Below are 25020 nucleotides of genomic sequence, written 5' to 3' on the forward strand. Positions count from 1 at the left end.
TATTTTAACGCATTATCGATGGAAAGAGTACAGTTTTTTTCATCACGTCGAAGATTCCTCTTGGCGTAATGCGTATATACGGGAGGTGCGTGCTTTGCAAAAAGAGCAGCGTATAAACCGGATCACAATACTCATAGCCTCTTTCAGTCAAAAGATCTCTCAGCTTCTGTTCCTTTTCCAGCACGATGTCATACGATTCCGAAGAAGCGCATCCGCACAGTGAAAGCGGTATTTCGTGAAGGATTTTTCCGTTTTCCGCAAGCACAATTCCCCCGCCGATTTCTTTCATGCGGGAGAAAGCAAGCAGCATATCCGCTTTGTTTTTTCCGATCGCGACAATGTCACCCGTCGTCGTAAAGGAGCTCACAAATCCCTGCACACTTGACGCAAATCCTTTTATCATCGTATTCACGCGCCATTTCCCATGTCTGTCAAGCATCGTTAAATAACTTTCATCATGGTCAAATGAAAGCTGTTCGACTGAGTTGTCGATCTCAATCATATACGGCTCCATAATCACCGCATTCCGCATTTTTACGCCCATCGGCATGGAAAACTGCAAATCATCCATCGTCATATCATATGAAAGCTCAAGCGGGACAAGACCGCCTTTATTCCAGTTCGTATGTGGAAACGCATTCATATCACGGCCGTCTTCACGCAGAATTTTGCCTTTTGACAGAACGGTTACCGGATTCGGCTGCAACGGGTCCTCAAGGATATTCAGTGACGCAAGTCTTCCCGGTCCGACAACGCCTAAATAATCATCCATTTGGTAATACTTTGCGATGTTAAAGGATGCCATATTGTACGCATCGATTGCCGGAACCCCTTCTTCCAGGGCAATCCGGATGAGCTCGTTTGTCATGCCGCCTTTATAGAAATTAGGCGTAGCGCCGTCTGTTGTGTAAAAAAAGTGGTCGTAGTAGCGGAAGCCCTTTTCATGAAGCTCCTGCAATATGTTTCTTAAATCAGGGCGAATGGACGAATTGCGAAGTGATACATAATAGCCCAGTTCCAGCCTTCTCATCACTTCATCACCTGTCATGGCTTCATGATCACAATCCGCTCCGAACAGCTTCATTTTTGTAAGCGTTTTATCTGAAGCGCCGGGAAAATGCCCTTCTATGCGTTTCCGCTGTTTTTTTGTGGCCTGCATGCAGTGAAGCATTAAATCATCGCCATCTACAAGACGCGGCCAGCCGGTCATTTCTCCGCCTTGAATGACATCCGGATGTTCGATCCACTGCTTTCTGACGTCAAACGGAAGAACGTGATCCTCGTTCAAAACCTCGGTCTGCAGGTCATACCGTGACCACCAAAAATACTGAACCGGAAGCTTTTTGAGTTCGTTCAAAATAGTAAGCGCTTTCTTTTTTCCGCTTTGCAAAAGCAAAAATAAGTTATCATTTACGAATGTCGTTGTACCGTACTGAGACACATATTCCGCCAGCGTTTGGGGATTATATATTTGAAAAGGATGTGCGTGCGGTTCGATATAGCCAGGCACAATGTATTTTCTTTCACAATCAATCGTATGAATTTCTTCGGTTCTATCCGGAAGTTCATGACCAACATAAACAATACGGTCCTGATAAATCCAAATGTTTTTTTTCAGCCATTGTTTTACATATGGATTTAAGACGAGAGCATTCCGTAAAAGGAGCGTTGGAAGCAGCTTAGAGTCTACAACATCAACCTGTGCCCTGATGTCTTTGTTTTTCCAGTTAAAGGTGCGTTCGGACATTCACATACTCTCCTTTACATGTATTAGACTCATGTTATCACATCCTTCTCCATCACGCACGATAAAAACGTTACAAATTTTTGAAGGTTCAATTAAAAAACTTTTTTAATTAAAAGGAGCAGATTTCATGAAACCAAACATCAGTCTCATCAATGCCGTCTTCCGTATCGCCTGCGGACTGACAATTATGTCAGCTGCCAGCGCCAAGTATACGAAAAAACCTTGGTGCAGAATGCATCTGTTCTGCATCTTTATGGGCGCCATGAAGGCAGGTTCAGGCATACTGCGTTTCTGCCCTGTGACCTATATGTTTCAAAACAGCACTGGTGAAAACCATGGACAGGATCATCAAGAATCGTAAGCAAAAAAGCTTGATCATAAAACGTGATCAAGCTTTTTCTCAGTATATCCCTTTGTCTTCATATAGAAAAAACCAACAGCCGCAAACGCAGCCGGATACAAGAGAGCCCAGCCGCTAAATAAGTAGATCACTGTACAAAGAAGAAGCGCCCCCAAAGCCATCCACCAGCCTGAATCCTTCCAGTTCAGCAGTTTCAGCGCTGCCGCCATTGTGCATATGTAAGATGCGATGAATGCTGAGCTTGGTCCTTTCAGGAGCGTTGTCAGATCAATTTGAAATATGCCGTTTGTCATAAGAACGAAACCAAACACGAAAGCCAGTGCTGTTAATACACGGACAGGTGTATGTTTTGTATGACTGAGCTTCCCGAAATACCCAGGAATATGACCTTCTCTTGCCAACGCATAGACCATCCTTGAAAACCCTGCAATGTTGGCATGAATGGTGGCGAATGTAATAAAAAGAGCTAAACAAGTCGTTACATATACCCCAATATCCCCTGTACCTTTTGATATGAGCATCGTCAGAGATGCGATTTCTCCTTTTTCTCCATATGCATGAGTGCCTACAGTGACAAATGATAGCATGATATAAAGCACCGCCACACAAGCTGCCGCCAAGAATAAACTGATTGGAACATCCTTTTCCGGATGTGTAAACTCTTCAGCTAATGGGGTAATCATTTCCCAGCCTACAAAAGAAAAAAAGATGATGACAGAAACAGAACCCGCGGCAAACCAGCCATGCGGCAGAAAAGGCTTAAATTCAGCTGCTTTAACGTGAGGCAGTGAAACAGCAACAGAAATGACAAGCAGCAGAAGAATGACACAGATGACGAGTATGCTGATGTTTGCTGATAATTGAATGCCCCTGATATGAAGCAAAATGGAGATCGCCAGCATACTTGCTGCAATGCAAGCAATCTGCCAATCTGAAGCCTGTGTGACGTAGCTGACATAATGTGCGCCAGTCAAAGCGATCACTGGCACACCGATCGGAACCGATCCCAGCATGATCCAGCCCAACATGGCTCCGGCTTTTGGCCGAAAAGCAAGCTGTACATAAGCCGTGATCCCTCCCGCGCTTGGCGCCATTCTGACAAGGCGCGCCAGTGTGCCTACGAGCAGAAATGATAAGAAAGACATAAATCCCCAAACCAATACAGAAGCGGGACCAGCGGCGTCAGCCGTGACAGACGGAAGAATTAAGATCCCGCATCCCAATACGGCCCCGATCGTTAATGCCGCTCCTTGAACCCAAGTAATCGAACGCTGCAATTCCGGCAAAATGATGCCTCCTCTCATGTTGATGGCTTTATTATAGAAAAAAGATGACGACACTTATATGCTACAATTAAGCTAAAACAACAACATCACCTAATCATAAAAGGTATTTTTATCAATTCACCTAAATATGTAAAGGAGCCATACGAATGGATGATACAGACCTTCAAATTCTTTCGCATTTGCAGCAAAATGCCAGATTAACGATGGTTGAATTAGGAAAGCTTGTCGGACTCAGCTCTCCGAGTGCGGCGGAACGTGTCAGAAAGCTTGAGGACAAAGGGGTCATTACCGGGTACAGCGCTGATATCTGTTATGAAAAGCTAAACAAACATGTCACTGCTTTTATCCTGATGGAGCCGAAAAGCTGCAAACACTACGCCGCCTTTGCCGCAGCTCACCCCGATGTGGCAGAGAACCACCGGATTACAGGTATGTACAGCTATGTGACAAAAGTGGTGACGGAATCTGTGCATAGTCTAGAAGATTTTATAGACGCTTCAATGGCCCACGGAAAACCGACCACGCTTGTTGTGCTTTCTTCTTCCGCTTTCCGGAATGCTTTTGTATAACAAAAAACCCGCAGCACAATCTGCGGGTTTTTCTTCACTTTATTTTTTGGCAGCCTTCAGAGCTCGTGCTCCGATATCTTTTCTGAAAAACAGGCCGGGTTTGATGATCTCATCAACGGCTTTGTACACTCTGTCTCGTGCCGCTTCAAACGTTTCATCAAAAGCGGTCACATTGGCGACACGGCCGCCGTTTGTGACGAACTCTTCACCTTCTGCTTTCGTTCCGGCATGGAAGACGACAACTTGATCAGCATTTGCTGTCAGGCTGCCAATCGGCGTGCCTTTTGCATAGCTTTCAGGATAGCCTTCTGAAGCAAGCACGACACTGACTGCCGCCGTATCCTTCCATCTCAAGTCAACGTCCTTATCATCTAAAAGATCTAGAAGCACTTGTACCAGATCAGAATCCATACGAGGCAGCACAACCTGCGTTTCCGGGTCGCCGAAGCGGGCATTAAATTCAATGACCTTCGATCCATTCGCAGTGAGCATCAGCCCCGCGTACAAAACGCCTGTGAAGGAGCGACCTTCTTGAAACATTGCTTTTGCGGCTGGCTTGACGATCGTTTCTACAGCATGACGCACGGTGTCTTCCGAAATTTGCGGAACAGGAGAGTAAGCGCCCATTCCTCCTGTATTCGGCCCTTTGTCTCCATCAAAAGCACGCTTATGATCCTGGGCAATGACCATCGGATATACCTTTTCTCCTTTGACAAACGCCATGAGGGAAAACTCTTCGCCAGAAAGAAATTCTTCAATTACGACAGATGCGCTCGCATCACCGAATTTTTCATCCTCAAGAAAATCATGCAGACACGCGATGGCTTCTTCTTCCGTCATCGCAACAGTTACGCCTTTTCCAGCCGCAAGTCCGTCAGCTTTAATGACAATCGGAGCGCCTTTTTCCTGCACATAAGCCTTCGCTTCTTCAAAGGATGTAAACGTGTCGTATTCTGCGGTCGGTATGTCGTATTTCTTCATTAAATCCTTTGCGAACTGTTTGCTTCCTTCGAGGATTGCAGCGGCTTTTGACGGACCGAACACACGAAGACCGGCTTTTTCGAACTCGTCAACAAGGCCTTCAATTAAAGGAACCTCAGGTCCGACAATAGTCAGCCCGACCTGATTTTCTTTTGCAAATGAGACAAGCCCGGCGTGGTCGCTTTCCTCAATGTTTACAAGCTGTGCAGAAGATGCCATGCCGTCATTTCCCGGAGCGGCAAATACCGTATCAACAAGGCTGCTTTGCGCCACCTTCCATGCCAGCGTATGCTCTCTTCCGCCTTTACCGATAATTAATACATTCACGTCGTTTTCATCCCCTTAATGTTTGAAGTGTCTGATGCCGGTGAATACCATGGCAATGCCGTACTCGTCCGCTTTTTTAATGGAATCCCCGTCACGGATAGATCCGCCTGGCTGGATGATAGCTGTAACGCCCGCTTTTGCCGCTTCTTCGACTGTATCAGGCATTGGGAAATATGCATCTGATCCGAGTGCGCTGCCTTTCGCTTTTTCTCCTGCCTGCTCGATTGCGATTTTCGCTGATCCGACGCGGTTCATTTGTCCGGCTCCTACACCTACTGTCATGTTATCTTTTGCGAGAACGATCGCATTGGATTTCACATGTTTCACGACTTTCCAAGCAAGCTTCAAATCTTCCCACTCTTGCTCGTTCGGCTCTCTTTTTGTCGGAATGCTGATCTCAGCATCATTAAAGCCGTGCATATCTAAATCTTGAATCAGCAATCCGCCTTGTACAGATGTCAGCTGTTTTTCTTTTTGGACGGCAGCTGTCACATCAAGTGTCAGCAGACGGAGATTTTTCTTCGCTGTCAGGATATCAAGCGCTTCCTGGCTGAATGAAGGCGCAATGATGATTTCTAAGAAAATATGATGAAGCGCTTCGGCTGTTGGCTTGTCCACTTCACGGTTCAACGCGATAATGCCGCCGAAAATCGATGTTTTATCTGCTTCGAACGCTCTGTCAAACGCTTCTGCGATCGTTTCGCCAGTTCCCACGCCGCACGGATTCATATGCTTCACAGCAACCGCTGCAGGCTCAGTGAATTCACGAACAATTTGAACAGCTGCGTCCGCATCTTTAATGTTGTTGTAAGAAAGCTCTTTGCCGTGCAGCTGTTCTGCTTGCGCAATAGATCCTTTGACAGGAAGCGCGCTTTGGTAGAATGTTGCTTCTTGATGAGGATTTTCCCCATAGCGAAGCGATTGTTTTTTCTCAAACGTAACGGTGAATTGCTCTGGTTCTTTTTCACCGACAACATGTGTCAGATAGTCAGCGATCAGCGCGTCATATGCCGCAGTGTGGCGGAATACTTTTGCCGCCAGCTCGCGTTTTTTCTGAAGCGAAACATCGCCTTCTTCTTTGATTTGATTCAGAACAGGGCTGTAATCCGCTGGGTCAACGATAACCGTCACATCCTGATGGTTTTTCGATGCCGCGCGCAACATGCCAGGTCCGCCGATATCAATGTTTTCAATAGCCTCTTCGTACGTCACATTCTCTTTAGAAATCGTTTCTTTAAATGGATAGAGGTTGACGACAACCAGGTCAATTGGCGCAATGCCGTGTTCATTGATCTGCGCCATATGCTCTTCATTGCCGCGAACTGCGAGAAGACCGCCGTGAATATTCGGATGAAGCGTTTTTAAGCGCCCGTCCATAATTTCCGGAAAACCTGTCACTTCAGAAATTCCGATGACATCAACACCGTTTTCTTGAAGAAGCTTTTTTGTGCCGCCGGTTGAAATCACTTCAACGCCAAGCTCTGTCAGTTCTTTTACGAAAGGAACAAGATTTGTTTTATCTGAAACACTGATTAGTGCGCGTTTAATGGTCATGCCTTTTCACCTCTGTTATTTAATCCTAATAGCTCTTTGATCACACTCGGATACCATTTGTGCTCAAGCTTGTGAATGTGATGTTCAATGGTTTCTAATGTATCTTCTTCGGTAATTTCAATTGCCTTTTGAGCGATGATCGGCCCTGTATCCATTCCTTCATCGACATAATGAACGGTAATCCCGGCAACCTTCACACCCGCCCGGTATGCCTGTCCGACTGCGTCTATTCCAGGGAAAGCGGGAAGAAGGGAAGGATGGATGTTGATGATTTTTCCTCCGTATGCCTGAAGCAGCGTATCACCGATCAGTCTCATATACCCGGCGAGAACGATCAATTCTGCTTCATGAAGATGAAGCTGTTCAATAATGGCCCGTTCAAATGTGGCCTTGTTTTCATAAGACTTCGGCTCAAATGCAAAGGATGGAATCTGGAATCTTTCCGCCCGCTCGATGACTTTCGCCTGCGGCTTATCGCAAACGAGGAGCGAAACGGCTGCATCCCAGTTCTCCTCTTTCAAACGCGTGACGATGGCTTCAAAGTTTGAGCCGTTTCCGGATGCAAATACCGCAAACTTTTTCATGAAAGTGCAGCACCGCCGAATGTAACGCCTTCACCATGTTTTACTCGCCCGATCAAATAGGCTTTTTCGCCGTGACTTTCAAGCGTTCCGATGACTTCGGTGAGATGTTCTTCTTTTACCGCGAGAACAAATCCGATGCCCATATTAAAGACGTTAAACATGTCTCCTTCTTTCAGCTTGCCGTGTTCCTGCAAGAAAGAGAAGATCGGCGGGATCGGCCAAGAGCCGTGATCGATTTCCGCACTTAAGCCTTCAGGAAGCATACGCGGAAGATTTTCAATAAATCCGCCGCCTGTTACATGCGCCATACCATCAATGAGTCCGCTTTTCACAGCCGCAAGCACAGGCTTCACGTAAATTCTTGTCGGCTCAAGCAGTTCTTCGCCGAGCGGGCGTTCAAACGGCTCATACGTCTCGTCGAGATCAAGCTCTGCATCGTCCAGAAGCACCTTTCTCACAAGGGAAAATCCGTTGCTGTGAAGACCGCTGGAGCTTAGTCCGATTAAAAGGTGGCCTTCCTTGATGTTTTCGCCGGTCACGATTTCATCCTTTTCCGCTACACCAACTGAGAAACCTGCAATATCGTATTCATCAGCTGTATATAATCCAGGCATTTCAGCGGTTTCTCCGCCGACCAAGGCTGAACCTGATTGCTCACAGCCATCCGCAACGCCTTGTACGATCTGCTCGATTTTCACAGGGTCCGCTTTGCCGACCGCTAAATAGTCGAGAAAAAAGAGCGGCTCCGCACCTTGCGCAAGCACGTCATTGACACACATTGCAACAGCGTCTACACCGATCGTGTCATGTTTATTCATGGAAAAAGCCAGCTTTAATTTTGTGCCGACACCGTCTGTTCCCGAAATTAAAACGGGTTTCTGATAAGAAAGCTCCGACAGATCAAACATGCCGCCAAAGCCGCCAAGGCTGCCCATAACGCCAAGCCTTTTCGTGCGCTCCACATGTTTTTTCATCCGTTTTACAGCTTCATATCCGGCTTCGATGTCAACTCCTGCGTTTTTATATGCTTCAGACATCCTATTCACTCCTTTAAGGCGCTTTTCAAAATATCTCTCCGAACAAGGGCAGAAAGAGAAAGGCAGCCAAACTGCGCTGCCTTTATGTCATTTTCAAGTTTTATTTGGTTAACACCGCTTCTTTTACATGAGGAAGCACAGTGTCCTGATAAATTTCAGTCGGATATTTCCCTGTAAAGCAAGCAAGACATTGCCCGCAATTCGAGTCTTCGTATTTTCTGCCGATTCCTTTCAGCAGCCCTTCGACACTCAAAAATGAGAGAGTGTCGGCTCCGATTTCCTGACGGATTTCTTCAACCGAGTGAGAAGACGCGATCAGCTCTTCATGTGTGGACGTATCAATGCCGTAAAAGCACGGATGAGCGATCGGCGGCGAACTGATTTTCACATGCACTTCTGTCGCACCCGCTTCTCTGAGCATTGTTACGATCCGGCGGCTTGTTGTTCCGCGCACGATGGAGTCATCCACCATAACGACGCGTTTCCCTTCTACAACACCGCGCACCGCAGAAAGCTTCATTCTGACGCCCTGCTCACGAAGAGCCTGAGACGGCTGAATAAACGTTCTGCCCACATAACGGTTTTTGATTAATCCAAGCTCGTACGGGATGCCTGTTGCTTCCGCGTAGCCGATAGCCGCTGAAATACTGGAATCCGGAACCCCTGTCACGACATCAGCTTCAACCGCTGATTCCTGAGCGAGCATTTTTCCAAGGCTTTTACGCGCACTGTGCACGTTAATGCCGTCAATATTGCTGTCAGGTCTTGAGAAATAAATGTACTCCATGCTGCAAATGGAACGGTTGATATTCATGGAGAAGCGCTCTGATTTCATGCCATCATCATTGATAATCAGCATTTCTCCCGGCTCCACCTCGCGAAGGTACGTCGCACCGACGACATCAAATGCGCATGTTTCTGAAGCGACGACATAAGCGTCTCCCATCATGCCGATTGACAGCGGTCTAAGCCCGTTCGGGTCAAGCGCTACGATCATTTCTGTTTCAGTCATGATCAGGAACGCGTAGGCGCCTTTCAGCATAGAAAGCGAGTTTTTAATCTGATCCTTCAGTGTGAAGTGGCCGCTTCTTTTGATCAGGTGAGCCAAAACCTCTGTATCCGAAGAAGTCTGGAAGATGCTCCCTTGATTTTCAAGCTGCTGCTTCAGCTGAGTGGCATTCACCAAGTTTCCGTTATGGGCAAGCGCCAGGCTGCCGTTGTTTTGAGAGCGGAAGAGGAGCGGCTGAACATTTTCATATCCGCCGCCGCCAGCCGTTGCGTACCGAACGTGTCCGATTGCGCCTTTCCCTTTTACTTTGCTGAGCTCACCGTTTTGAAATACTTCAGTGATCAGTCCTTGGCCTTTATGCGCCGTCAGCTTTTCACCGTCAGTCGCCACAATGCCCGCGCCCTCCTGTCCTCTGTGCTGGAGGCTGTGAAGGCCGTAATACGTGATTTGCGGGGCTTCTTCATGCCCCCAAATCCCAAAAACGCCGCATTCTTCATTTAAGCCTTTGATTTCAGCAAGCATGGGATAGCTCCTTTCCACGCGCGTTCAAGCTCTTTCGTCTGCGCGTGAATCAATTGTTGTCCGTCTTGATTTTGAATGCTCAGAAGTCCGTCAGCTGTTACCTCACCGATATGAACCGCATCTTGTACAGCTGCTTCAAACGCTGCTTGATGTTCTTTTTTCACAGAAACAACGAAGCGGGATTGAGATTCAGAGAATAATAATGCTGCTTCCCCTTCAACAGTCACGCTAGCGCCAAGGTTTTCCGTCGTCATGACACTTTCCGCAATTGCTACGCCTAAGCCGCCTTCAGATACATCGTGCGCTGATTGAACAAAGCCTTGTTTAATCGCATCAAGCAGTGCCTTTTGGCGTGCCTGCTCTACATCAAGATCAATTTGCGGCGCTTTGCCGTAAATGCGGCCTTCTGTCATTTTTTGCAGCTCGCTTCCGGCAAACTCAGGTTTTGTTTCGCCGATGACGTACACAAGGTCGCCCGCTTGTTTGAAATGCTGCGTTGTAATGTGATCTGTATCTTCAATTAAACCGACCATGCCGATTACAGGTGTCGGGTAGATCGCCGTGCCGTTTGATTCGTTATAAAGCGATACGTTTCCGCCGATTACAGGTGTGCTGAGAACGTTACACGCCTCACTGATGCCGTCAGCCGCTTTTTCAATCTGCCAGAAAATTTCCGGTTTTTCCGGGTTTCCAAAGTTCAGGTTATCTGTAACCGCAAGCGGTTCTGCACCTGAGCAAACGATGTTGCGCGCCGCTTCAGCGACAGCGATTTTTCCGCCGACCTCTGGATCAAGGTAGAGATAACGGGCGTTACAGTCAGTTGTCATCGCCAGCGCCTTTTTCGTTCCGCGGATTCTGAGAACACCCGCATCAGACCCAGGAGCGACAACTGTATTCGTCCGCACCATGTAGTCATACTGGTCGTAAACCCACTCTTTGCTTGCGATCGTCGGCTGCTGCAGGAGCGCCTTCAGTGTTTCATTCGCATCGTCAATTTGAGGAGCCGGGACATCCGTCTCTAAAAATTCGCGGTAGTAAGCAGGCTCTTGAGAAGGCTTGTGGTAAACCGGCGCTTCTTCTGCCAAGGCATCAACAGGGAGCTCGCATACAACCTCACCTTTATGTGTCAGGCGCAGCAGTTTATCATCTGTTACACGTCCGACAGAAACCGCTTCAAGATCATACTTGTCAAAAATATCGATGATTTCCTGCTCACGTCCGCGCTCGATAACAAGCAGCATCCGTTCCTGTGATTCAGAAAGCATCATTTCATAAGCAGTCATGCCTGTTTCACGCTGCGGAATCAAGTCAAGATTCATTTCAATGCCTGAACCCGCTTTACTTGCCATTTCCGCGCTTGAGCTGGTCAGACCGGCAGCTCCCATGTCCTGAATGCCGACTAGGGCGTCACATTGAATGACTTCCAGACATGCTTCAAGCAAAAGCTTCTCCATAAACGGATCGCCGACTTGAACCGCGGAACGTTTTTCTTCAGAAGCATCAGACATTTCTTCAGATGCAAACGTAGCGCCGTGAATTCCGTCTCGCCCTGTTTTAGCGCCGACGTACATGACCGTGTTGCCGACACCCTTTGCCTGGCCTTTTTTGATGTCTTCATGATTAATTAATCCGACGCACATTGCGTTGACAAGCGGATTTCCTTCGTAGCTGCTGTCAAATTGCACTTCGCCGCCGACTGTCGGGATTCCGATGCAGTTCCCGTATCCGGCGATACCTGCTACTACTTCTTCAAACAAGTACTTCACGCGCGGTGAAGTCAGTTCACCAAATCGAAGAGAGTTTAATACAGCGATAGGACGCGCCCCCATTGAAAAGACATCACGGATTATGCCGCCTACGCCAGTCGCAGCGCCTTGGTACGGTTCGATGGCTGATGGATGGTTATGCGATTCAATTTTGAACACAACCGCTTGGTTGTCACCGATATCAACGATTCCGGCACCTTCCCCCGGACCTTGCAGCACGCGTTCGCCGCTCGTCGGGAATTTACGCAAAATCGGCTTTGAGTTCTTGTAGCTGCAATGCTCTGACCACATGACAGAAAAAATTCCGATTTCTGTGTAGTTCGGCAATCTGCCAAGAATGGATTCAATCAATGCAAACTCATCATCACTGACACCCATTTGCTGATATAATTTCTCTTCTTTAATTTGTTCTTTACTTGGTTCAAGCAGTAGTGACATGAGTTTCCCTCCAATTTTTCACGATAGACTGAAACAATGTAAGACCGTCGGCGCTTCCAAGCAGTTCATCGACCGCGCGCTCAGGATGAGGCATCATGCCTAATACATTTCCTTTTTCATTAACAACACCGGCAATATCGCTGACACTTCCGTTAATATCGGAACCGTATGTGAAAGCAATTTGATTGTTTTCTTTTAATGAAGCAAGCGTTTCATCATCACAGTAGAAGTTCCCTTCACCGTGGGCAACCGGAACCGTAATCGCTTGGCCCTTTTCATAGGAAGAGGTGAATAATGTTTCGTCGTTCTGCACGATTAATTCAACCGGACGGCAAATGAACTTCAAGTCTTTGTTGCGTCTCATTGCACCTGGCAGAAGGCCAAGCTCCTGTAAAATCTGAAATCCGTTGCAGACGCCGAGAACAGGTTTTCCTTCAGCCGCTGCCTGTTTTACAGCTGGCATAATATTCGCAAAACGGGCGATGGCGCCGCATCTCAAGTAATCTCCGTAAGAAAAACCTCCCGGAATTAACACCCCGTCAAAGCCGTCAAGGCTTGTTTCCTCGTGCCAGACGTATTCCACATCATGACCGAGTTCATCCTTTACAGCGTGAAACATATCGATATCACAGTTAGAGCCAGGTAACACAATCACCGCAAATTTCACTGTGCGACTACCTCCTCAACCTCGTATCTGTAATCTTCAATCACTGTATTCGCAAGAAGTTTTTCGCACATTTCTTTGACTAGCACGTCAAGATCACGGTCAGACTTTTCGATTGTTAGCTCCATGTATTTCCCGATGCGCACGTCTGCGACTTCCTTGTAAGACATACTGTGCAAGGCATGCTGGACAGCGCTCCCTTGTGGATCTAGTACACTTTCTTTTAAGCTGACATAAACTTTTACTTTATACATGATGAATGCCTCCCAGTCTTTTGAAAATCTCTTCGTATGCGTCGGTTAAGCTTCCCAGATTGCGTCTGAATAAATCTTTGTCCAGCTTTTCGTTCGTGTCTTTATCCCACAAGCGGCATGTGTCAGGTGAAATTTCATCCGCCAAAAGCACTTTCCCGTCTGCATCTAAACCGAATTCAAGCTTGAAATCTATTAATCTGACGTGACAATCGTCAAAAATGCTTTGAAGCTCTTCATTTACTGTTTTTGTAATGGACTTAATGGTTTCTACCTGTTCAGGAGTCGCCGCTTTCAGCAGCCAAATATGATCTTCTGTGATGAGCGGATCACCCAGCGCGTCATCCTTGTAGTAAAACTCGATAATCGGCTGTTCAAGCTTCGTGCCTTCTGGAATGCCGAGACGTTTGGACATGCTTCCTGCCACCACATTTCTGACAACGACTTCCAGCGGCACAATCGTTACCTTTTTAATGAGCTGCTCTGTTTCCGAAATGCGCTCGATAAAGTGGTTGTTAACCCCTTTTTCGTGAAGGTGTTTGAAAATCAGGCTTGAGATCTCATTGTTTAAGCGCCCTTTGCCGCTGATTTCCGCCTTTTTTTCTCCGTTAAAGGCAGTTGCAGAATCTTTATACACCACATACAGCGTGTTTTCGTCGTCGGTTTTGTAAATCTTTTTCGCTTTTCCTTCATATAAAAGTTCATTCTTCACAATATTCACGGAAGGCCTCCTAACCCGAATGTTGGGAATTTTCAAACTAAGGCAGCAGGGAAGAAGCCGCCTAAAAGCTTCTTCTATGCTAAACCTAAACGTTCAAAGATCAGATCTACATTTTTCAGATGGTAATGATAATCAAAGCAGTCAGCAATTTTTTCCGAAGAAAGACGGGAAGTGATTTTCTCTTCCGCTTCCACAAGCTCACGGAACGGTACTTGCTTTTCCCATGCCTCCATTGCTTTCGGCTGCACTGTGTCATAAGCTTCTTCACGAGTCAGGCCTGTGTCAATCAATGCCAGCAGCACGCGCTGAGAGTAGATCAGCCCCAATGTGCGGTCCATGTTGCGCTTCATGTTTTCCGGGAAGACCGTTAAGTTCTTCACGATGTTGGAGAAGCGGTTCAGCATGTAATTCAGCCCAATTGTCGCATCCGGAAGAATAATCCGCTCCGCTGAAGAATGAGAAATATCGCGCTCATGCCATAATGGAACATTTTCGTAAGCTGTCATCATGTAGCCGCGAATGACACGCGCTATACCTGTCATGTTTTCAGAACCGATCGGATTCCGTTTATGCGGCATAGCTGATGAACCTTTTTGCCCTTTCGCAAAAAATTCCTCGACCTCGCGTGTTTCACTCTTTTGCAGTCCGCGAATTTCAACCGCGAATTTCTCAATGCTTGTCGCAATCAAAGCAAGTGTCGCCATATAATCAGCATGGCGGTCACGCTGAAGCGTTTGTGTTGAAATCGGTGCGGCTTTCAGGCCAAGTTTCTCACAAACATACTGCTCTACAAACGGATCAATGTTCGCATATGTGCCGACAGCACCGGAAATCTTACCAACCTCGATGCCTTCCTTCGCTTGTTTAAAGCGTTCCAGGTTGCGTTTCATTTCTTCGTGCCAAAGCGCCAGTTTTAAACCAAATGTTGTAGGCTCTGCGTGTACGCCGTGTGTACGGCCCATCATGACGGTGTATTTATGTTCTTTCGCTTTTTCTTTTATAATGTCAACAAATCTCTCAAGGTCCTTGAGCAGAATGTCATTTGCCTGTTTTAATAAGTAAGAAAGAGCGGTATCTACGACGTCAGTTGACGTTAAGCCGTAATGCACCCATTTTCTTTCTTCGCCCAGTGATTCGGATACAGCGCGCGTAAAAGCAACTACGTCATGGCGCGTGTCCTGTTCGATTTCTAATATGCGGTTGATATCAAATGACGCATTTTCGCGCATCAGCTTTACGTCTTCTTTTGGAATAACGCCAAGCTCCGCCCACGCTTCACAGGCAAGAATTTCAACCTCTAACCATGCTTGAAATCTGTTTTCATCCGTCCAAATCGCGGACATTTCAGGTCTTGAATAACGTTCGATCATTCTGCTTGTCCTCCGTCTCTATTTCTCCATTTATTTGTGATCTCCTGAATCCATTCGTCTTCAGGCTGCTTCATAAAAGTAATATGCCCCATTTTGCGGCCTTTTTTGATTTCATGTTTTCCGTATACATAAAGCTTTGCTTCTTTTAAAAGCTCTGGCTCTTCCTCTGGGATCTTCACTTCATCGCCGAGAAGATTCACCATCATGCCAGGCTTCAGCAGCTCCGTTTTTCCAAGCGGAAGGCCGCAGACCGCTCTGATATGCTGTTCAAACTGGCTTGTTTCGCAAAGATCCAGCGTGTAATGTCCTGAATTGTGCGGTCTTGGCGCCAGTTCATTAACCAAAAGCTCATCGCCCTCTGTCAGGAACATTTCAACAGCAAGCGGTCCGACAAGGTTCAGCTCATCTGCGAGCTTAACGGCCAGCTCATCAGCCTTTTCCTGAATCCTTTCTTCAACCCGTGCAGGCACGATGCTTTGGAACAGAATATTATTGTGGTGAATGTTTTCTGCGGCCGGGAACGTCGAAATCTCTCCGTTTACCGATCTGACAACAATCACGGACAGTTCCATTTTAAAAGAAACCCAGCTTTCGAGAATGCAGGTTCCGTGCTCTAAAAGAGCTGAAGCCTCTTCTATTTGTGACGTTTCCTTGATGACAAATTGGCCTTTGCCGTCATATCCGCCGCGGCATGTTTTCAGCACTGCGGGAAGCCCCAGCGACTGAACCGCCTCTTTCAGCTCATCCATTGTTTTGACGATGCGGTAAGGTGCAACTTCACAGCCCGCGGATTGAATCGCTTTTTTCTCTGCTTCACGGTTTTGGGTAATGAGCAGCAGCTCACTTCCTTGCGGGAGATACGCATGACCTTTCAGCCAATGCAGCGCATCATAATCAATGTTTTCAAACTCATACGTGATAATATCACTGATCTCAGCCAATTTCCGAATCGCTTCGCGGTCGTTGTATGAAGCGGTGATTTCAATATCCGCCACCTGCCCGCACGGCGAGTCTTTTACCGGATCGACGACCGCGACTTTATACCCCATTTGTTTTGCGGAGACAGCCATCATTTTTCCAAGCTGTCCGCCGCCGATAATGCCGATGACGGCTCCCGGATAGATGATTTGATTAGACAAGCTGATCACTGCTTTCTAACACTGTTTGTTTTGTATTTTCTCTTCTTTCATCTAACTTTCTGGCCAGATCCTCGTCAAAAGCTGACAAAATTTGCGCCGCTAACAGACCTGCGTTCACAGCGCCCGCTTTTCCGATGGCTGTTGTGGCAACCGGCACGCCTCCAGGCATTTGCACGATGGAAAGAAGTGAATCGAGTCCGTTCAGCGCCTTGGATTGAACCGGAACACCGATGACCGGCAGCGTCGTTTTAGCAGCTGTCATCCCCGGCAGGTGCGCCGCTCCTCCAGCACCGGCGATAATCACCTTGATGCCTCTTTCTCTGGCTGTTTCAGCGTACTCAAACATGAAATCAGGCGTCCGGTGAGCGGAAACCACCTTCTTTTCGTACGGCACTTCAAGTTCTTCAAGTATGTCGCATGCGTTTTTCATTGTCTCCCAATCGGAAGTGCTTCCCATGATGATCCCTACTAGCGGCTGCATTCTGTTCCCACCTTCTAATGCTTTAGTTTTCAGAAAATAAAAAATACCCGGCTTTGTATTGACTTATGAGGAAGCAATACAAACCGGGCATGGTGCATGTATCGGCAGTCGTTCGCTTCTGCGATATATCCATGTCAGTTTTATCGATCACTTTCCTGCATAGTCCGGCAATTTACGGTTGCCGGGTAGAAACTTATGGGCCATATTCCCAAGATTATATGAGGTCGTGTTTTGATTTCATGTTTATCTTAACAACGGACTTGGATAATGTCAACGATATTATCGAACGATACAAAAATTCATTCTTCTAATGTTCGTGTTTTAGATCAATTTCCCTTCAAATACGATTTTTTTTCCGCACGGAACGATCTGAATTGACCCATTTTCCATCTTTTCCTTGAAAATCGGCTCTTCCATTCGACGTACAGGCATATATCCTTCTTCTTTCATTTGCTGAAGCACTGCTTCTATCGTTTGCTGTTCTGTCACTTCAAACTTTTTCTTCTTCGGCTTTGCCATTATTCTTTAATTCTCCTCTTCTTCACCGCTTTGACCCAGAAGCCGCCGTGGATCGTTTTTGGTTCATACGCAATAATAAAAGCTTTCGAATCAAGCGTTTTAATCGTATCATACAGCTGCAGCTCATATCTTCTCGGCGTCAAAATCTGCAGGGCCGTGCGGTCGCCTTCAAGCCCGCCGGCCACCCAATTCGTTACGCCGTAGCCTTTTTCACGAAGCTGCCTAGGAAGATCGAGGTCAAGCTCTTTTGTAATCACATTGACCATAATATAGCCAAGCGCCAGTTTTTCTTCGATTTTCATGCCGACAATAACGCCCAGTCCATAGCCGAGTGCGTACGCAATCACGTTTTGAATCTGGTCTAAGTTATCAAGCACAAGGCTCAGCCCTGTCACATAAACCAGAATTTCAATGGTGCTGATTCCGGCCGCTAAATACCGCTGGCCTTTCAGTGTTAAAATCATTCTTATCGTAAAAAATGATACATAAACAACATTGATAATCAGAATAATGAGAACCATTGCTAATCCGTTTGATAATAAGGTTTGCATCATTTTATAAAACCTCCTTACTCATTCAACTTACGTAAAGCATTCATATTCTACTAGAGAAATGAACCCTTTACAATCAGCTATGGCCGTCATCGCAGGCAAAATTTTTCGACACACTCTCTTCATCACTCAGCAATAGTTTACCCTCTTTCTGTCCTTTTCAAAATCCAAACAAAAAAGCCTGCTTTTCAGCAGACTCATTTTTCTTTATCTATTGTCACATCTCTTTTTTCATTTTCCGAAGGGACTCATATTCTTTCTCAAGTTCACTCAGCGTATAATCAGCGAGCTGTTCCCCTCTTCCGCGATAAAATTCTGAGAGCATTAATTTGGTTTTTAAAAATTCCTTCTTTTGATAAATCGCCTGACGAAGTAAATGGGCCATGTCCATCATCCTCCACCGCATTTTCCTCATCATACACGGATTAATCCTACAATTCAACTGTGTTTTTTAGATATATTTGTAAAAACTGTGACATCAAAAAAACCGGCCTTTTCAGCCGGTTTTTTTACATTAAAGCGGGATAAGCGATGCCGTAAAATATTCAGAAATAAACGGCCAAGTCACTGCCGCAAACAGCAGCGCAACGGCTAAAACAGCAAACACACAATAGATATAGTCAATCGGTGCCTCGCTTGCCGCCTGATACAGACGCTGTACATACAACGCCATCACAAAGAAGATCGAAAACAGCATTAACACTGTAAAAAGGACAGTCAGCATCGGTACATTCACAATCGCAAATATCATCCAAATGATTGAAACGGCGATCACCGGAACAAGCAATGAGCCAAAACCAGCCGCAGCTTCCTTGAATGATACCTTTTGCTTCATCATATACCGAGACACGGCCCATATCGAGAAGACCATAACAGCAAAAAAGACGAGCATATACACAAGAACAACAAAAAATCCGTCATAAAACGCGTGATGGCGCTCTCCAAAACCAAGCGGCCTGTTCCAGCTCGCCTTTAACTGAAACCAGTTTCCGATTGAAAAAACGATACTGAATATGAGCATTGAAATAAGACCATATTTATAATGAGAGAAACCATCTGCCACAACAGTTTTCGCCGGAGACTTTAATATTGAAAAAGCAAAGCCGCAATATCTGTTAATGGCTGCCCAAACAGAGGATAGCTTTTCTTTCACAGACGATTCTACGCGTTCCTTATGTTGTTTCTGCTTTTGTTTCTGCTTTTGCTTGCTTTGGCGGCTGGCTTTTCTGGACATCCGCGAAAGCGGCTCTTCATCTATTCCTTCATTCTGGTTAACTTCTTCTTCAAACGTTTCTTTTCTTTCTTCCGTCATGTTAGCAACTCCTATCAAAAATATACGGCGGAATACCATTCAGTAAGAAAATAAAACACTTATATAAGGTACCGAAGCCTTCCTGAACAGTCAAGTCATTTCCATTTAAGTAAACAATGGCGGCACATCTACATGACGGTATATGATATGAAATGGTTTTGCCTTTCGCAACAAAATAAAAAACCAGCCGCAACATCGCAGCTGGTTTTCATTCATTATTTCAAGAAAATAAAGTAAAGAATAAATACAACAAACAGTCCGTACATGATCGGATGAACCTCTTTGGCTTTTCCTTTGCACACCATTGTAATCGGATAGAAAATAAATCCGATGGCAATCCCGGTCGCAATGCTGTACGTTAACGGCATCATGATCATTGTAAGGAAAGCGGGAACCGCCACTTCGAACTTATCCCAAGCGATTTTGCCAAGCGGCGCTACCATTAGTGCACCGACAATGATCAGTGCCGGAGCTGTTACATTTGACGTAACGACTGATAGAAGCGGCGAGAAAAACATAGCGAGTAAAAAGAGAAACCCAGTTACAATTGCCGCAAATCCGGAACGAGCGCCCGCAGCAACACCCGAGCTTGATTCCACATAAGACGTTGTCGTAGACGTCCCAAGCACGGAGCCGATAACGATGGAAGTTGAGTCAGCTAAAAGCGCACGGCCCGCACGCGGCAATTTGTTTTCCTTCATTAAACCAGCCTGTGTTGCCACAGCAACCAGTGTACCAGCCGTATCAAAAAATCCGACAAACAAGAATGTTAAAATGACGATCAGCATTTGCACAGAGAAAATATCCGGCAAGTGAATCCAAGCTTGTCCAAAGGTCGATTCAAGGCTCGGCACACTTCCGACGATTTGAGACGGAACCGGAACCAAACCGAAAATCATCCCGGCAATCGCCGTTAACAGCATCCCGATAAACACGCCAGCGTTTACGCGAAGCACCATCAAAATAACCGTTACGATGACACCGAAAATCGTTAACAGCACAGGACCGCTGTGAATGTTTCCGATTGTGACAAGGGTTGAAGGATTCGATGCAATGATTCCTGAGCCCTGCAAGCCGACAAATGTAATAAATAGGCCAATCCCCGCTCCGACTGCCAATTTCAGCTCAGGCGGAATTGCGTTAATGATTTTTTCACGAAAACCTGTTAAAGAAAGAGCAACAAAGATCAGTCCTGAAATGAAAACACCAGACAAAGCGGCCTGCCAGGAAATCCCCATACCGAGAACGACAGAAAACGCAAAAAACGCGTTCAGCCCCATACCGGGCGCAATGGCAATCGGATATCTCGCAATCAATCCCATTAAGATACAGCCTGCTGCAGACGCCAAAGCTGTCGCCGTAAAGACCGCGCCTTGATCTATTCTCAATGCTTCCGGAAAATCTTTTACACTTTCCAAAGCAAGCGTAATCGGATTGACGAACAGGATATACGCCATGGATAAAAAGGTCGTTAATCCGCCGATGATTTCGTTGCGATAGCTGGTGCCCAGCTCATCAAACTGAAAAAACTTTTTCAAGCTATATGACTCCCTTCACTCTTTGCTATTTATCCTGCCCTGAAATCGCCAAATAAAAAACGCCCCAATACATTTTGGGACGCTTGACTACAGACGGATTTCAGTTTGAATAAATAAACCTGTTTTATTTATATCAAACGAAAGAAATGTTTACGTAGTCAAGCCATTTACGGTAGCTTGGTAGAAACTTGCGAGCCATATCCCCGCGATTATACGAATTCATCTTATTTGATTTCTGTGTCTATTGTACCAACTTCAATTTGAAATGACAATATAAATAACGAACAATAGTCAGTTAAAAATCGATTTTGTTCGTAATAAACAAAAAAAACCATCTTCTCGGCATAATTGCCAAAGAAAATGGTTTTCTCTATTTTTACTTATTCCCACTCAATCGTCGCAGGCGGCTTACTTGTAATATCGTACACCACGCGGTTGATGTGCTTCACTTCGTTTACGATACGTGTAGAAATGACTTCAAGCACATCCCATGGGATACGCGCCCAGTCAGAAGTCATGCCGTCGATTGATGTAACGGCGCGGATTCCGATTGTGTAATCATATGTTCTTGCATCACCCATAACACCAACGCTGCGGATGTCAGGAAGAACAGTGAAGTATTGCCAGATATCACGCTCTAAGCCGTGATTTGCAATTTCTTCACGCAAGATTGCATCTGATTCACGAACGATTTCCAGTTTTTCTTCTGTTACTTCGCCAAGAACGCGGATGCCGAGTCCCGGTCCTGGGAACGGCTGGCGCCACACGATTTCATCCGGAATGCCGAGCTCTGTGCCAAGCGCGCGCACTTCGTCTTTGAAGAGCGTGTTTAACGGCTCGATCAGCTCAAACTGCATGTCTTCAGGAAGCCCGCCGACATTGTGGTGAGATTTGATCGTTTGCGCCGTTGCTGTACCGCTCTCGATGATATCTGTGTAAAGCGTACCTTGTGCAAGGTAGTCGATGCCTTTGAGCTTGTCCGCTTCATCATCGAATACGTAAATGAATTCATTACCGATGATTTTGCGTTTTTGCTCAGGATCAGAAACGCCTTTTAATTTATCTAAGAATCGATCTTGTGCATCTACTTTAATCACGTTCATGTTAAAGCCTTCGCTGAATGTTTTCATAACACCCTCAGCTTCGCCTTTACGGAGAAGACCATGGTCTACAAAGATACAAGTCAGCTGGTCGCCGATCGCTTTATGAATCAAAACAGCAACAACAGAGGAATCAACGCCGCCGCTTAGCGCGCAAAGAACCTGTTTGTCTCCGACCGTTTCACGGATTTTTTGCATTTCGATTTCGATAAAGTTCTCCATTGACCATTCGCCTTCGCATTCGCAAACGCCGAATACAAAGTTTTTCAGAAGGTCATTGCCGTATTCAGAATGGCGCACTTCCGGGTGGAATTGAACGCCGTACCATTTTTTATCCGCTTTGCTCATCGCTGAGTTCGGACAGTGATGGCTTGTCGCATCAACAGTGAAACCTTCAGGCACTTCTACAACCAAGTCACCGTGGCTCATCCAAACCACTTGTTCATTCGGAAGATCTTTGAACAAATCAGGTGTTCCCTCGATGTGGATGTTCGCTTTGCCGTATTCACGCTGGCTGGCAGCTTCTACTTTACCTCCAAGGTAATGAGTCATCAGCTGCATGCCGTAGCAAATTCCCAATACAGGAACATCTAATTCGAAGATTTTCTCGTCACAGCGGAAAGAGCCTTCATCATATACACTGTTCGGACCGCCGGATAAAATAATTCCTTTTGGATTCATTTCTTTAATTTCTTCAGCCGTCAATGTATGCGGATGCAGCTCACTGTATACACCAAATTCACGGATGCGGCGTGTAATCAGCTGATTGTACTGACTGCCGAAATCAAGGACAAGAATCATTTCATTCACTAACTTTGTCATGGTTGTCACCTAATCTCCTCTAAGTTTTTTGACACAGAAAAAAACGAGGACAGATATGAAACACGCTCCGCCCTCTTTGGCAAGGCCGTTTGCCGGAGTCAGGCAACTCGCTCCCAGACTCCGATAATATTCACTAATTCTAACAACACGTCGATAAGCGGTCAAGACCATCTTCTTTTAATTAAATTTTCCCATAACTCTCTGGAATCATTCCAAAGCTTTGCCGAATCGTCATTTCTGTACAGCACCCGTTCATAGTTTGCTGTCAGCTTTAACATGTCTTCAGAATGATATGTTTCGTCAATTCGTTTTGCATATTCCCGCAGCGTTTCGCTGTCACGTTTGGGCAGGCCTCTTCTTTTCATCTGTTTCAGAAGCGCGCCGTATGCCTCAAAAAACACATGCTGATCGCTGCGGCGCTTCAATTTTCTCACTGTGAAAACAGGCAGCCATAACGAACGGAATACATACAGCAACACCGCTGCCAAAAATACCGCAGCAATGGCGACATACCAGCCTGTACTAACACTTGCATGCGCAGACGGCGTTTTTTTAGAAACGGCAGGCTCACGTTTTTCCTTTTGCTTTTCCTCTTTCTCCGGCTGTTTTCTCTCTTCTTTCTGGTCCTCTTTTGCTTTCTCAGGCGGATTGCTGCTCTCGCTGCCGGAATCCTTTGTATCAGAGGAAGCAAACTCAGCCGGATTTGTGAATCCTTTTGTCGGCTCAAAAGTGACCCATCCCTGCTCTGGAAAATACACCTCTACCCAGGAATGGGCGTTGTTATTTGTCACTTCATAGATGCTGCCGTTTTTGTTCCCCGCTTCTTTATATTCACCAGACGTATATCCTTTTACCCAGCGTGCCGGAATGCCGGCCGAACGCAGGAGCACCACCATCGAGGACGAAAAGTTATCACAATAGCCCATCTTTGTTTCAAACAGAAATTGATCCACATAATCTTCATCATCTTTAGGGATGGTGACGTTTTCTGTTTCATAGGTGAACTCGTTTGATCCTAAATAGTCCTCAACAGCTTTGACCTTATCAAACATATTATCGTGATCCTGAGTCAGCTTGATCGCTAGCGTTCTCACCCGCTCAGGCAGAGTATCCGGCAGCTGCATATAGCGGTCGCTGAATGTGTACTCCTCACTGTTTTGTCTCACTTTCACCTTTTTCAGCTCATCCTGTTTATAGACCGGGGAGTTGTACGTCACTGTATAACTGCCCATGTTCCGAATATCACCGGCCTGCTCACTGATCGGAGAAATTTGTTCAGTGTTCCCGTTCATTTCAAGCGAGACAGCCTGCTTAGGCTTAATATTTTGCGCACCAATCGGATACATTACATGGTTATATCCATAATGCTCATCGACCTTCACACGTACAGTGTTCCATTCTGTGGAAACCTTATGATCAAACCACAGATTTTCAACGTTGCCTCCGCTAAGCTGATACGACATGCCCGTGTCTGTTTCAATCCAGCCTTTTCCCGTATACGTATCCTTTGTTTCCACGCGGAAATATGTGCGCTCTTTTCCCTGCCACGTGAAAACAGGGGTAGCGTCCTGCTGAAACGGACCGCCAAGCGATTCATCGTGATTCCCGTATCCGATTTTGCTTTCTCCTGCCGGCACACGATCATGATTGGTGACTTTTTTGAGAAAAGGAACGGGATCCGGCCAATTCGGATCTGATTTCGGCGCGGCAAGCCCAAATCCCACCGCGGCCAAAATCAGCACAGACAGGGGGAGAAACCATTTCAGAACAGCCGCTTTCGGTAACGTTATTCGTTCCATCAGCTTAATGCGTTCCAAATACAGAAGGCCCAGCATAAAGAAGCCAATCAGCACGATACGGATAACAGCGTAAGCGGCGTCATAAGGCGTAAATGTATCAAGAATCGTAATATACGCCACTGTCATCATAAAGAAAAATAAGATCCTCCTCTGGTAAATCACCCAGTAATGAAGGAGATAGACCAGCAGCCACAGCAGCACAAAAAACAGCAGGGTCCGAAAAGAAGGAATCATATTATCCCATTGTCCTGTCTGAATAAACGTGATATTCAAATAGACATCCTGTAAAAAAGAGCTGACCCAGCTTAAGTCAAAAATAGACCCTTGGTAAAACAGAATGTGTATCGAAATGAATGTAAATAAGACACAAAAAGGAACGGTGACAAACCACCTCATCCTGAAAAAAGTCAGCAGAAACGTCAAGCCGATAAAGACAATAAAAAAGCCTGTATGCTTCGTGTCTGTAAAATGGTCCAGCGGCCTGAGCCACTCCCACAGCAATAAAAAAGCCAGAAAATAAAATAACAGCAAGCTCAAACGGCTTCCCTTCTGGTCATCAAGCGGCATGTACA

At 46.1% G+C, this 25020-nt stretch carries 23 protein-coding genes and 2 riboswitches; of the genes, 2 read left to right on the forward strand and 21 right to left on the reverse strand.

Annotated features, from left to right (window positions below; translation table 11 throughout):
- Positions 1–4: 4 nt before the first annotated feature.
- Positions 5–1747: an adenine deaminase gene (locus ACQVGS_RS18620; protein ID WP_491830352.1), complete on the reverse strand. Its 1743-nt coding sequence runs from the start codon at positions 1745–1747 to the stop codon at positions 5–7.
- 127 nt (positions 1748–1874) lie between these two features.
- On the opposite strand from ACQVGS_RS18620, the gene ACQVGS_RS18625 reads away from it, so the two are divergent.
- On the forward strand, positions 1875–2108 hold the full coding sequence (locus tag ACQVGS_RS18625; protein ID WP_095714336.1) for a YgaP family membrane protein: 234 nt from the start codon (positions 1875–1877) through the stop codon (positions 2106–2108).
- Between the two features lie 14 nt (positions 2109–2122).
- On the opposite strand, the gene ACQVGS_RS18630 is transcribed toward ACQVGS_RS18625, so the two are convergent.
- Positions 2123–3397, reverse strand: coding sequence for an APC family permease (locus ACQVGS_RS18630; protein ID WP_491831843.1), 1275 nt, complete (start codon positions 3395–3397; stop codon positions 2123–2125).
- Between the two features lie 143 nt (positions 3398–3540).
- Between ACQVGS_RS18630 and ACQVGS_RS18635 the strand changes: the two genes are divergently transcribed.
- The gene (locus ACQVGS_RS18635) at positions 3541–3963 is read left to right on the forward strand and encodes an Lrp/AsnC family transcriptional regulator (protein ID WP_106021517.1); all 423 of its coding nucleotides are present in this window, start codon (positions 3541–3543) and stop codon (positions 3961–3963) included.
- A 39-nt stretch (positions 3964–4002) separates the two neighbouring features.
- Here ACQVGS_RS18635 and purD read toward each other — a convergent pair whose 3' ends face one another.
- From purD to ACQVGS_RS18730, 19 genes are all read right to left on the reverse strand, one after another.
- On the reverse strand, positions 4003–5271 hold the full coding sequence (purD, locus tag ACQVGS_RS18640; protein WP_151174799.1) for a phosphoribosylamine--glycine ligase: 1269 nt from the start codon (positions 5269–5271) through the stop codon (positions 4003–4005).
- Positions 5272–5286: 15 nt separating this feature from the next.
- Positions 5287–6825, reverse strand: coding sequence for a bifunctional phosphoribosylaminoimidazolecarboxamide formyltransferase/IMP cyclohydrolase (purH, locus tag ACQVGS_RS18645; protein ID WP_151174798.1), 1539 nt, complete (start codon positions 6823–6825; stop codon positions 5287–5289).
- Positions 6822–7409 carry a phosphoribosylglycinamide formyltransferase gene (gene purN / locus ACQVGS_RS18650; RefSeq protein ID WP_106021514.1) on the reverse strand — a complete coding sequence of 196 codons (588 nt, stop codon included), beginning with the start codon at positions 7407–7409 and terminating at the stop codon, positions 6822–6824. The genes purH and purN overlap by 4 nt, the downstream gene beginning before the upstream one ends.
- On the reverse strand, positions 7406–8446 hold the full coding sequence (purM, locus tag ACQVGS_RS18655) for a phosphoribosylformylglycinamidine cyclo-ligase (RefSeq protein WP_101861353.1): 1041 nt from the start codon (positions 8444–8446) through the stop codon (positions 7406–7408). Before purM ends, purN begins: the two co-directional genes overlap by 4 nt.
- A 100-nt stretch (positions 8447–8546) precedes the next feature.
- Positions 8547–9977 (reverse strand): amidophosphoribosyltransferase, encoded by a 1431-nt coding sequence (gene purF, locus ACQVGS_RS18660; RefSeq protein WP_024120445.1) that lies wholly within the window; start codon positions 9975–9977, stop codon positions 8547–8549.
- Complete coding sequence (gene purL / locus ACQVGS_RS18665) at positions 9953–12181, reverse strand: phosphoribosylformylglycinamidine synthase subunit PurL (RefSeq protein ID WP_254518085.1); 2229 nt, start codon at positions 12179–12181, stop codon at positions 9953–9955. The genes purF and purL overlap by 25 nt, the downstream gene beginning before the upstream one ends.
- Positions 12165–12848, reverse strand: coding sequence for a phosphoribosylformylglycinamidine synthase subunit PurQ (purQ, locus tag ACQVGS_RS18670; RefSeq protein WP_044152779.1), 684 nt, complete (start codon positions 12846–12848; stop codon positions 12165–12167). The genes purL and purQ overlap by 17 nt, the downstream gene beginning before the upstream one ends.
- Positions 12845–13099 carry a phosphoribosylformylglycinamidine synthase subunit PurS gene (purS, locus tag ACQVGS_RS18675; protein ID WP_010333246.1) on the reverse strand — a complete coding sequence of 85 codons (255 nt, stop codon included), beginning with the start codon at positions 13097–13099 and terminating at the stop codon, positions 12845–12847. Before purS ends, purQ begins: the two co-directional genes overlap by 4 nt.
- On the reverse strand, positions 13092–13817 hold the full coding sequence (gene purC, locus ACQVGS_RS18680; RefSeq protein ID WP_127695805.1) for a phosphoribosylaminoimidazolesuccinocarboxamide synthase: 726 nt from the start codon (positions 13815–13817) through the stop codon (positions 13092–13094). The genes purS and purC overlap by 8 nt, the downstream gene beginning before the upstream one ends.
- A 74-nt stretch (positions 13818–13891) precedes the next feature.
- The gene (purB, locus tag ACQVGS_RS18685; RefSeq protein ID WP_255004889.1) at positions 13892–15187 is read right to left on the reverse strand and encodes an adenylosuccinate lyase; all 1296 of its coding nucleotides are present in this window, start codon (positions 15185–15187) and stop codon (positions 13892–13894) included.
- Positions 15184–16326, reverse strand: a complete 1143-nt coding sequence (purK, locus tag ACQVGS_RS18690) for a 5-(carboxyamino)imidazole ribonucleotide synthase (RefSeq protein ID WP_106021509.1) — start codon at positions 16324–16326, stop codon at positions 15184–15186. The genes purB and purK overlap by 4 nt, the downstream gene beginning before the upstream one ends.
- Positions 16319–16807, reverse strand: a complete 489-nt coding sequence (purE, locus tag ACQVGS_RS18695; RefSeq protein WP_024120439.1) for a 5-(carboxyamino)imidazole ribonucleotide mutase — start codon at positions 16805–16807, stop codon at positions 16319–16321. The genes purK and purE overlap by 8 nt, the downstream gene beginning before the upstream one ends.
- 140 nt (positions 16808–16947) lie before the next feature.
- Positions 16948–17049, reverse strand: a riboswitch (purine riboswitch).
- 79 nt (positions 17050–17128) lie between these two features.
- Positions 17129–17326 (reverse strand): NETI motif-containing protein, encoded by a 198-nt coding sequence (locus ACQVGS_RS18700; protein ID WP_044152785.1) that lies wholly within the window; start codon positions 17324–17326, stop codon positions 17129–17131.
- Complete coding sequence (locus ACQVGS_RS18705; protein ID WP_024120437.1) at positions 17326–17880, reverse strand: DUF2179 domain-containing protein; 555 nt, start codon at positions 17878–17880, stop codon at positions 17326–17328. The genes ACQVGS_RS18700 and ACQVGS_RS18705 overlap by 1 nt, the downstream gene beginning before the upstream one ends.
- A gap of 214 nt (positions 17881–18094) precedes the next feature.
- Complete coding sequence (locus ACQVGS_RS18710; protein ID WP_010333239.1) at positions 18095–18262, reverse strand: Fur-regulated basic protein FbpA; 168 nt, start codon at positions 18260–18262, stop codon at positions 18095–18097.
- A gap of 129 nt (positions 18263–18391) precedes the next feature.
- The gene (locus ACQVGS_RS18715) at positions 18392–19189 is read right to left on the reverse strand and encodes a DUF6574 domain-containing protein (protein ID WP_095714329.1); all 798 of its coding nucleotides are present in this window, start codon (positions 19187–19189) and stop codon (positions 18392–18394) included.
- Positions 19190–19404: 215 nt separating this feature from the next.
- Positions 19405–20727 carry a hypoxanthine/guanine permease PbuG gene (gene pbuG / locus ACQVGS_RS18720; protein WP_024120435.1) on the reverse strand — a complete coding sequence of 441 codons (1323 nt, stop codon included), beginning with the start codon at positions 20725–20727 and terminating at the stop codon, positions 19405–19407.
- 135 nt (positions 20728–20862) lie between these two features.
- A riboswitch (purine riboswitch) is annotated at positions 20863–20964 on the reverse strand.
- Positions 20965–21107: 143 nt separating this feature from the next.
- Positions 21108–22649 (reverse strand): glutamine-hydrolyzing GMP synthase, encoded by a 1542-nt coding sequence (gene guaA, locus ACQVGS_RS18725; protein ID WP_095714385.1) that lies wholly within the window; start codon positions 22647–22649, stop codon positions 21108–21110.
- Positions 22650–22810: 161 nt separating this feature from the next.
- A complete protein-coding gene (locus tag ACQVGS_RS18730) occupies positions 22811–25015 on the reverse strand; it encodes a DUF4129 domain-containing transglutaminase family protein (RefSeq protein ID WP_487446441.1) in 2205 nt (734 codons plus the stop codon).
- Positions 25016–25020 lie beyond the last annotated feature (5 nt).

It is taken from the genome of Bacillus sp. SD127 (genome assembly GCF_058566445.1).

Coding starts and splice junctions, on each gene's coding strand:
- purH (WP_151174798.1), bottom strand. CDS start 6,825: ATGACCATTAAACGCGCACTAATCAGTGTTTCAGATAAAACAAATCTT.
- purS (WP_010333246.1), bottom strand. CDS start 13,099: ATGTATAAAGTAAAAGTTTATGTCAGCTTAAAAGAAAGTGTACTAGAT.
- purB (WP_255004889.1), bottom strand. CDS start 15,187: ATGATCGAACGTTATTCAAGACCTGAAATGTCCGCGATTTGGACGGAT.
- purF (WP_024120445.1), bottom strand. CDS start 9,977: ATGCTTGCTGAAATCAAAGGCTTAAATGAAGAATGCGGCGTTTTTGGG.
- purN (WP_106021514.1), bottom strand. CDS start 7,409: ATGAAAAAGTTTGCGGTATTTGCATCCGGAAACGGCTCAAACTTTGAA.
- ACQVGS_RS18710 (WP_010333239.1), bottom strand. CDS start 18,262: ATGGCCCATTTACTTCGTCAGGCGATTTATCAAAAGAAGGAATTTTTA.
- ACQVGS_RS18705 (WP_024120437.1), bottom strand. CDS start 17,880: ATGATGCAAACCTTATTATCAAACGGATTAGCAATGGTTCTCATTATT.
- ACQVGS_RS18715 (WP_095714329.1), bottom strand. CDS start 19,189: ATGACGGAAGAAAGAAAAGAAACGTTTGAAGAAGAAGTTAACCAGAAT.
- guaA (WP_095714385.1), bottom strand. CDS start 22,649: ATGACAAAGTTAGTGAATGAAATGATTCTTGTCCTTGATTTCGGCAGT.
- purM (WP_101861353.1), bottom strand. CDS start 8,446: ATGTCTGAAGCATATAAAAACGCAGGAGTTGACATCGAAGCCGGATAT.
- ACQVGS_RS18625 (WP_095714336.1), top strand. CDS start 1,875: ATGAAACCAAACATCAGTCTCATCAATGCCGTCTTCCGTATCGCCTGC.
- ACQVGS_RS18700 (WP_044152785.1), bottom strand. CDS start 17,326: ATGGCAAAGCCGAAGAAGAAAAAGTTTGAAGTGACAGAACAGCAAACG.
- ACQVGS_RS18620 (WP_491830352.1), bottom strand. CDS start 1,747: ATGTCCGAACGCACCTTTAACTGGAAAAACAAAGACATCAGGGCACAG.
- purE (WP_024120439.1), bottom strand. CDS start 16,807: ATGCAGCCGCTAGTAGGGATCATCATGGGAAGCACTTCCGATTGGGAG.
- ACQVGS_RS18635 (WP_106021517.1), top strand. CDS start 3,541: ATGGATGATACAGACCTTCAAATTCTTTCGCATTTGCAGCAAAATGCC.
- ACQVGS_RS18730 (WP_487446441.1), bottom strand. CDS start 25,015: ATGCCGCTTGATGACCAGAAGGGAAGCCGTTTGAGCTTGCTGTTATTT.
- purL (WP_254518085.1), bottom strand. CDS start 12,181: ATGTCACTACTGCTTGAACCAAGTAAAGAACAAATTAAAGAAGAGAAA.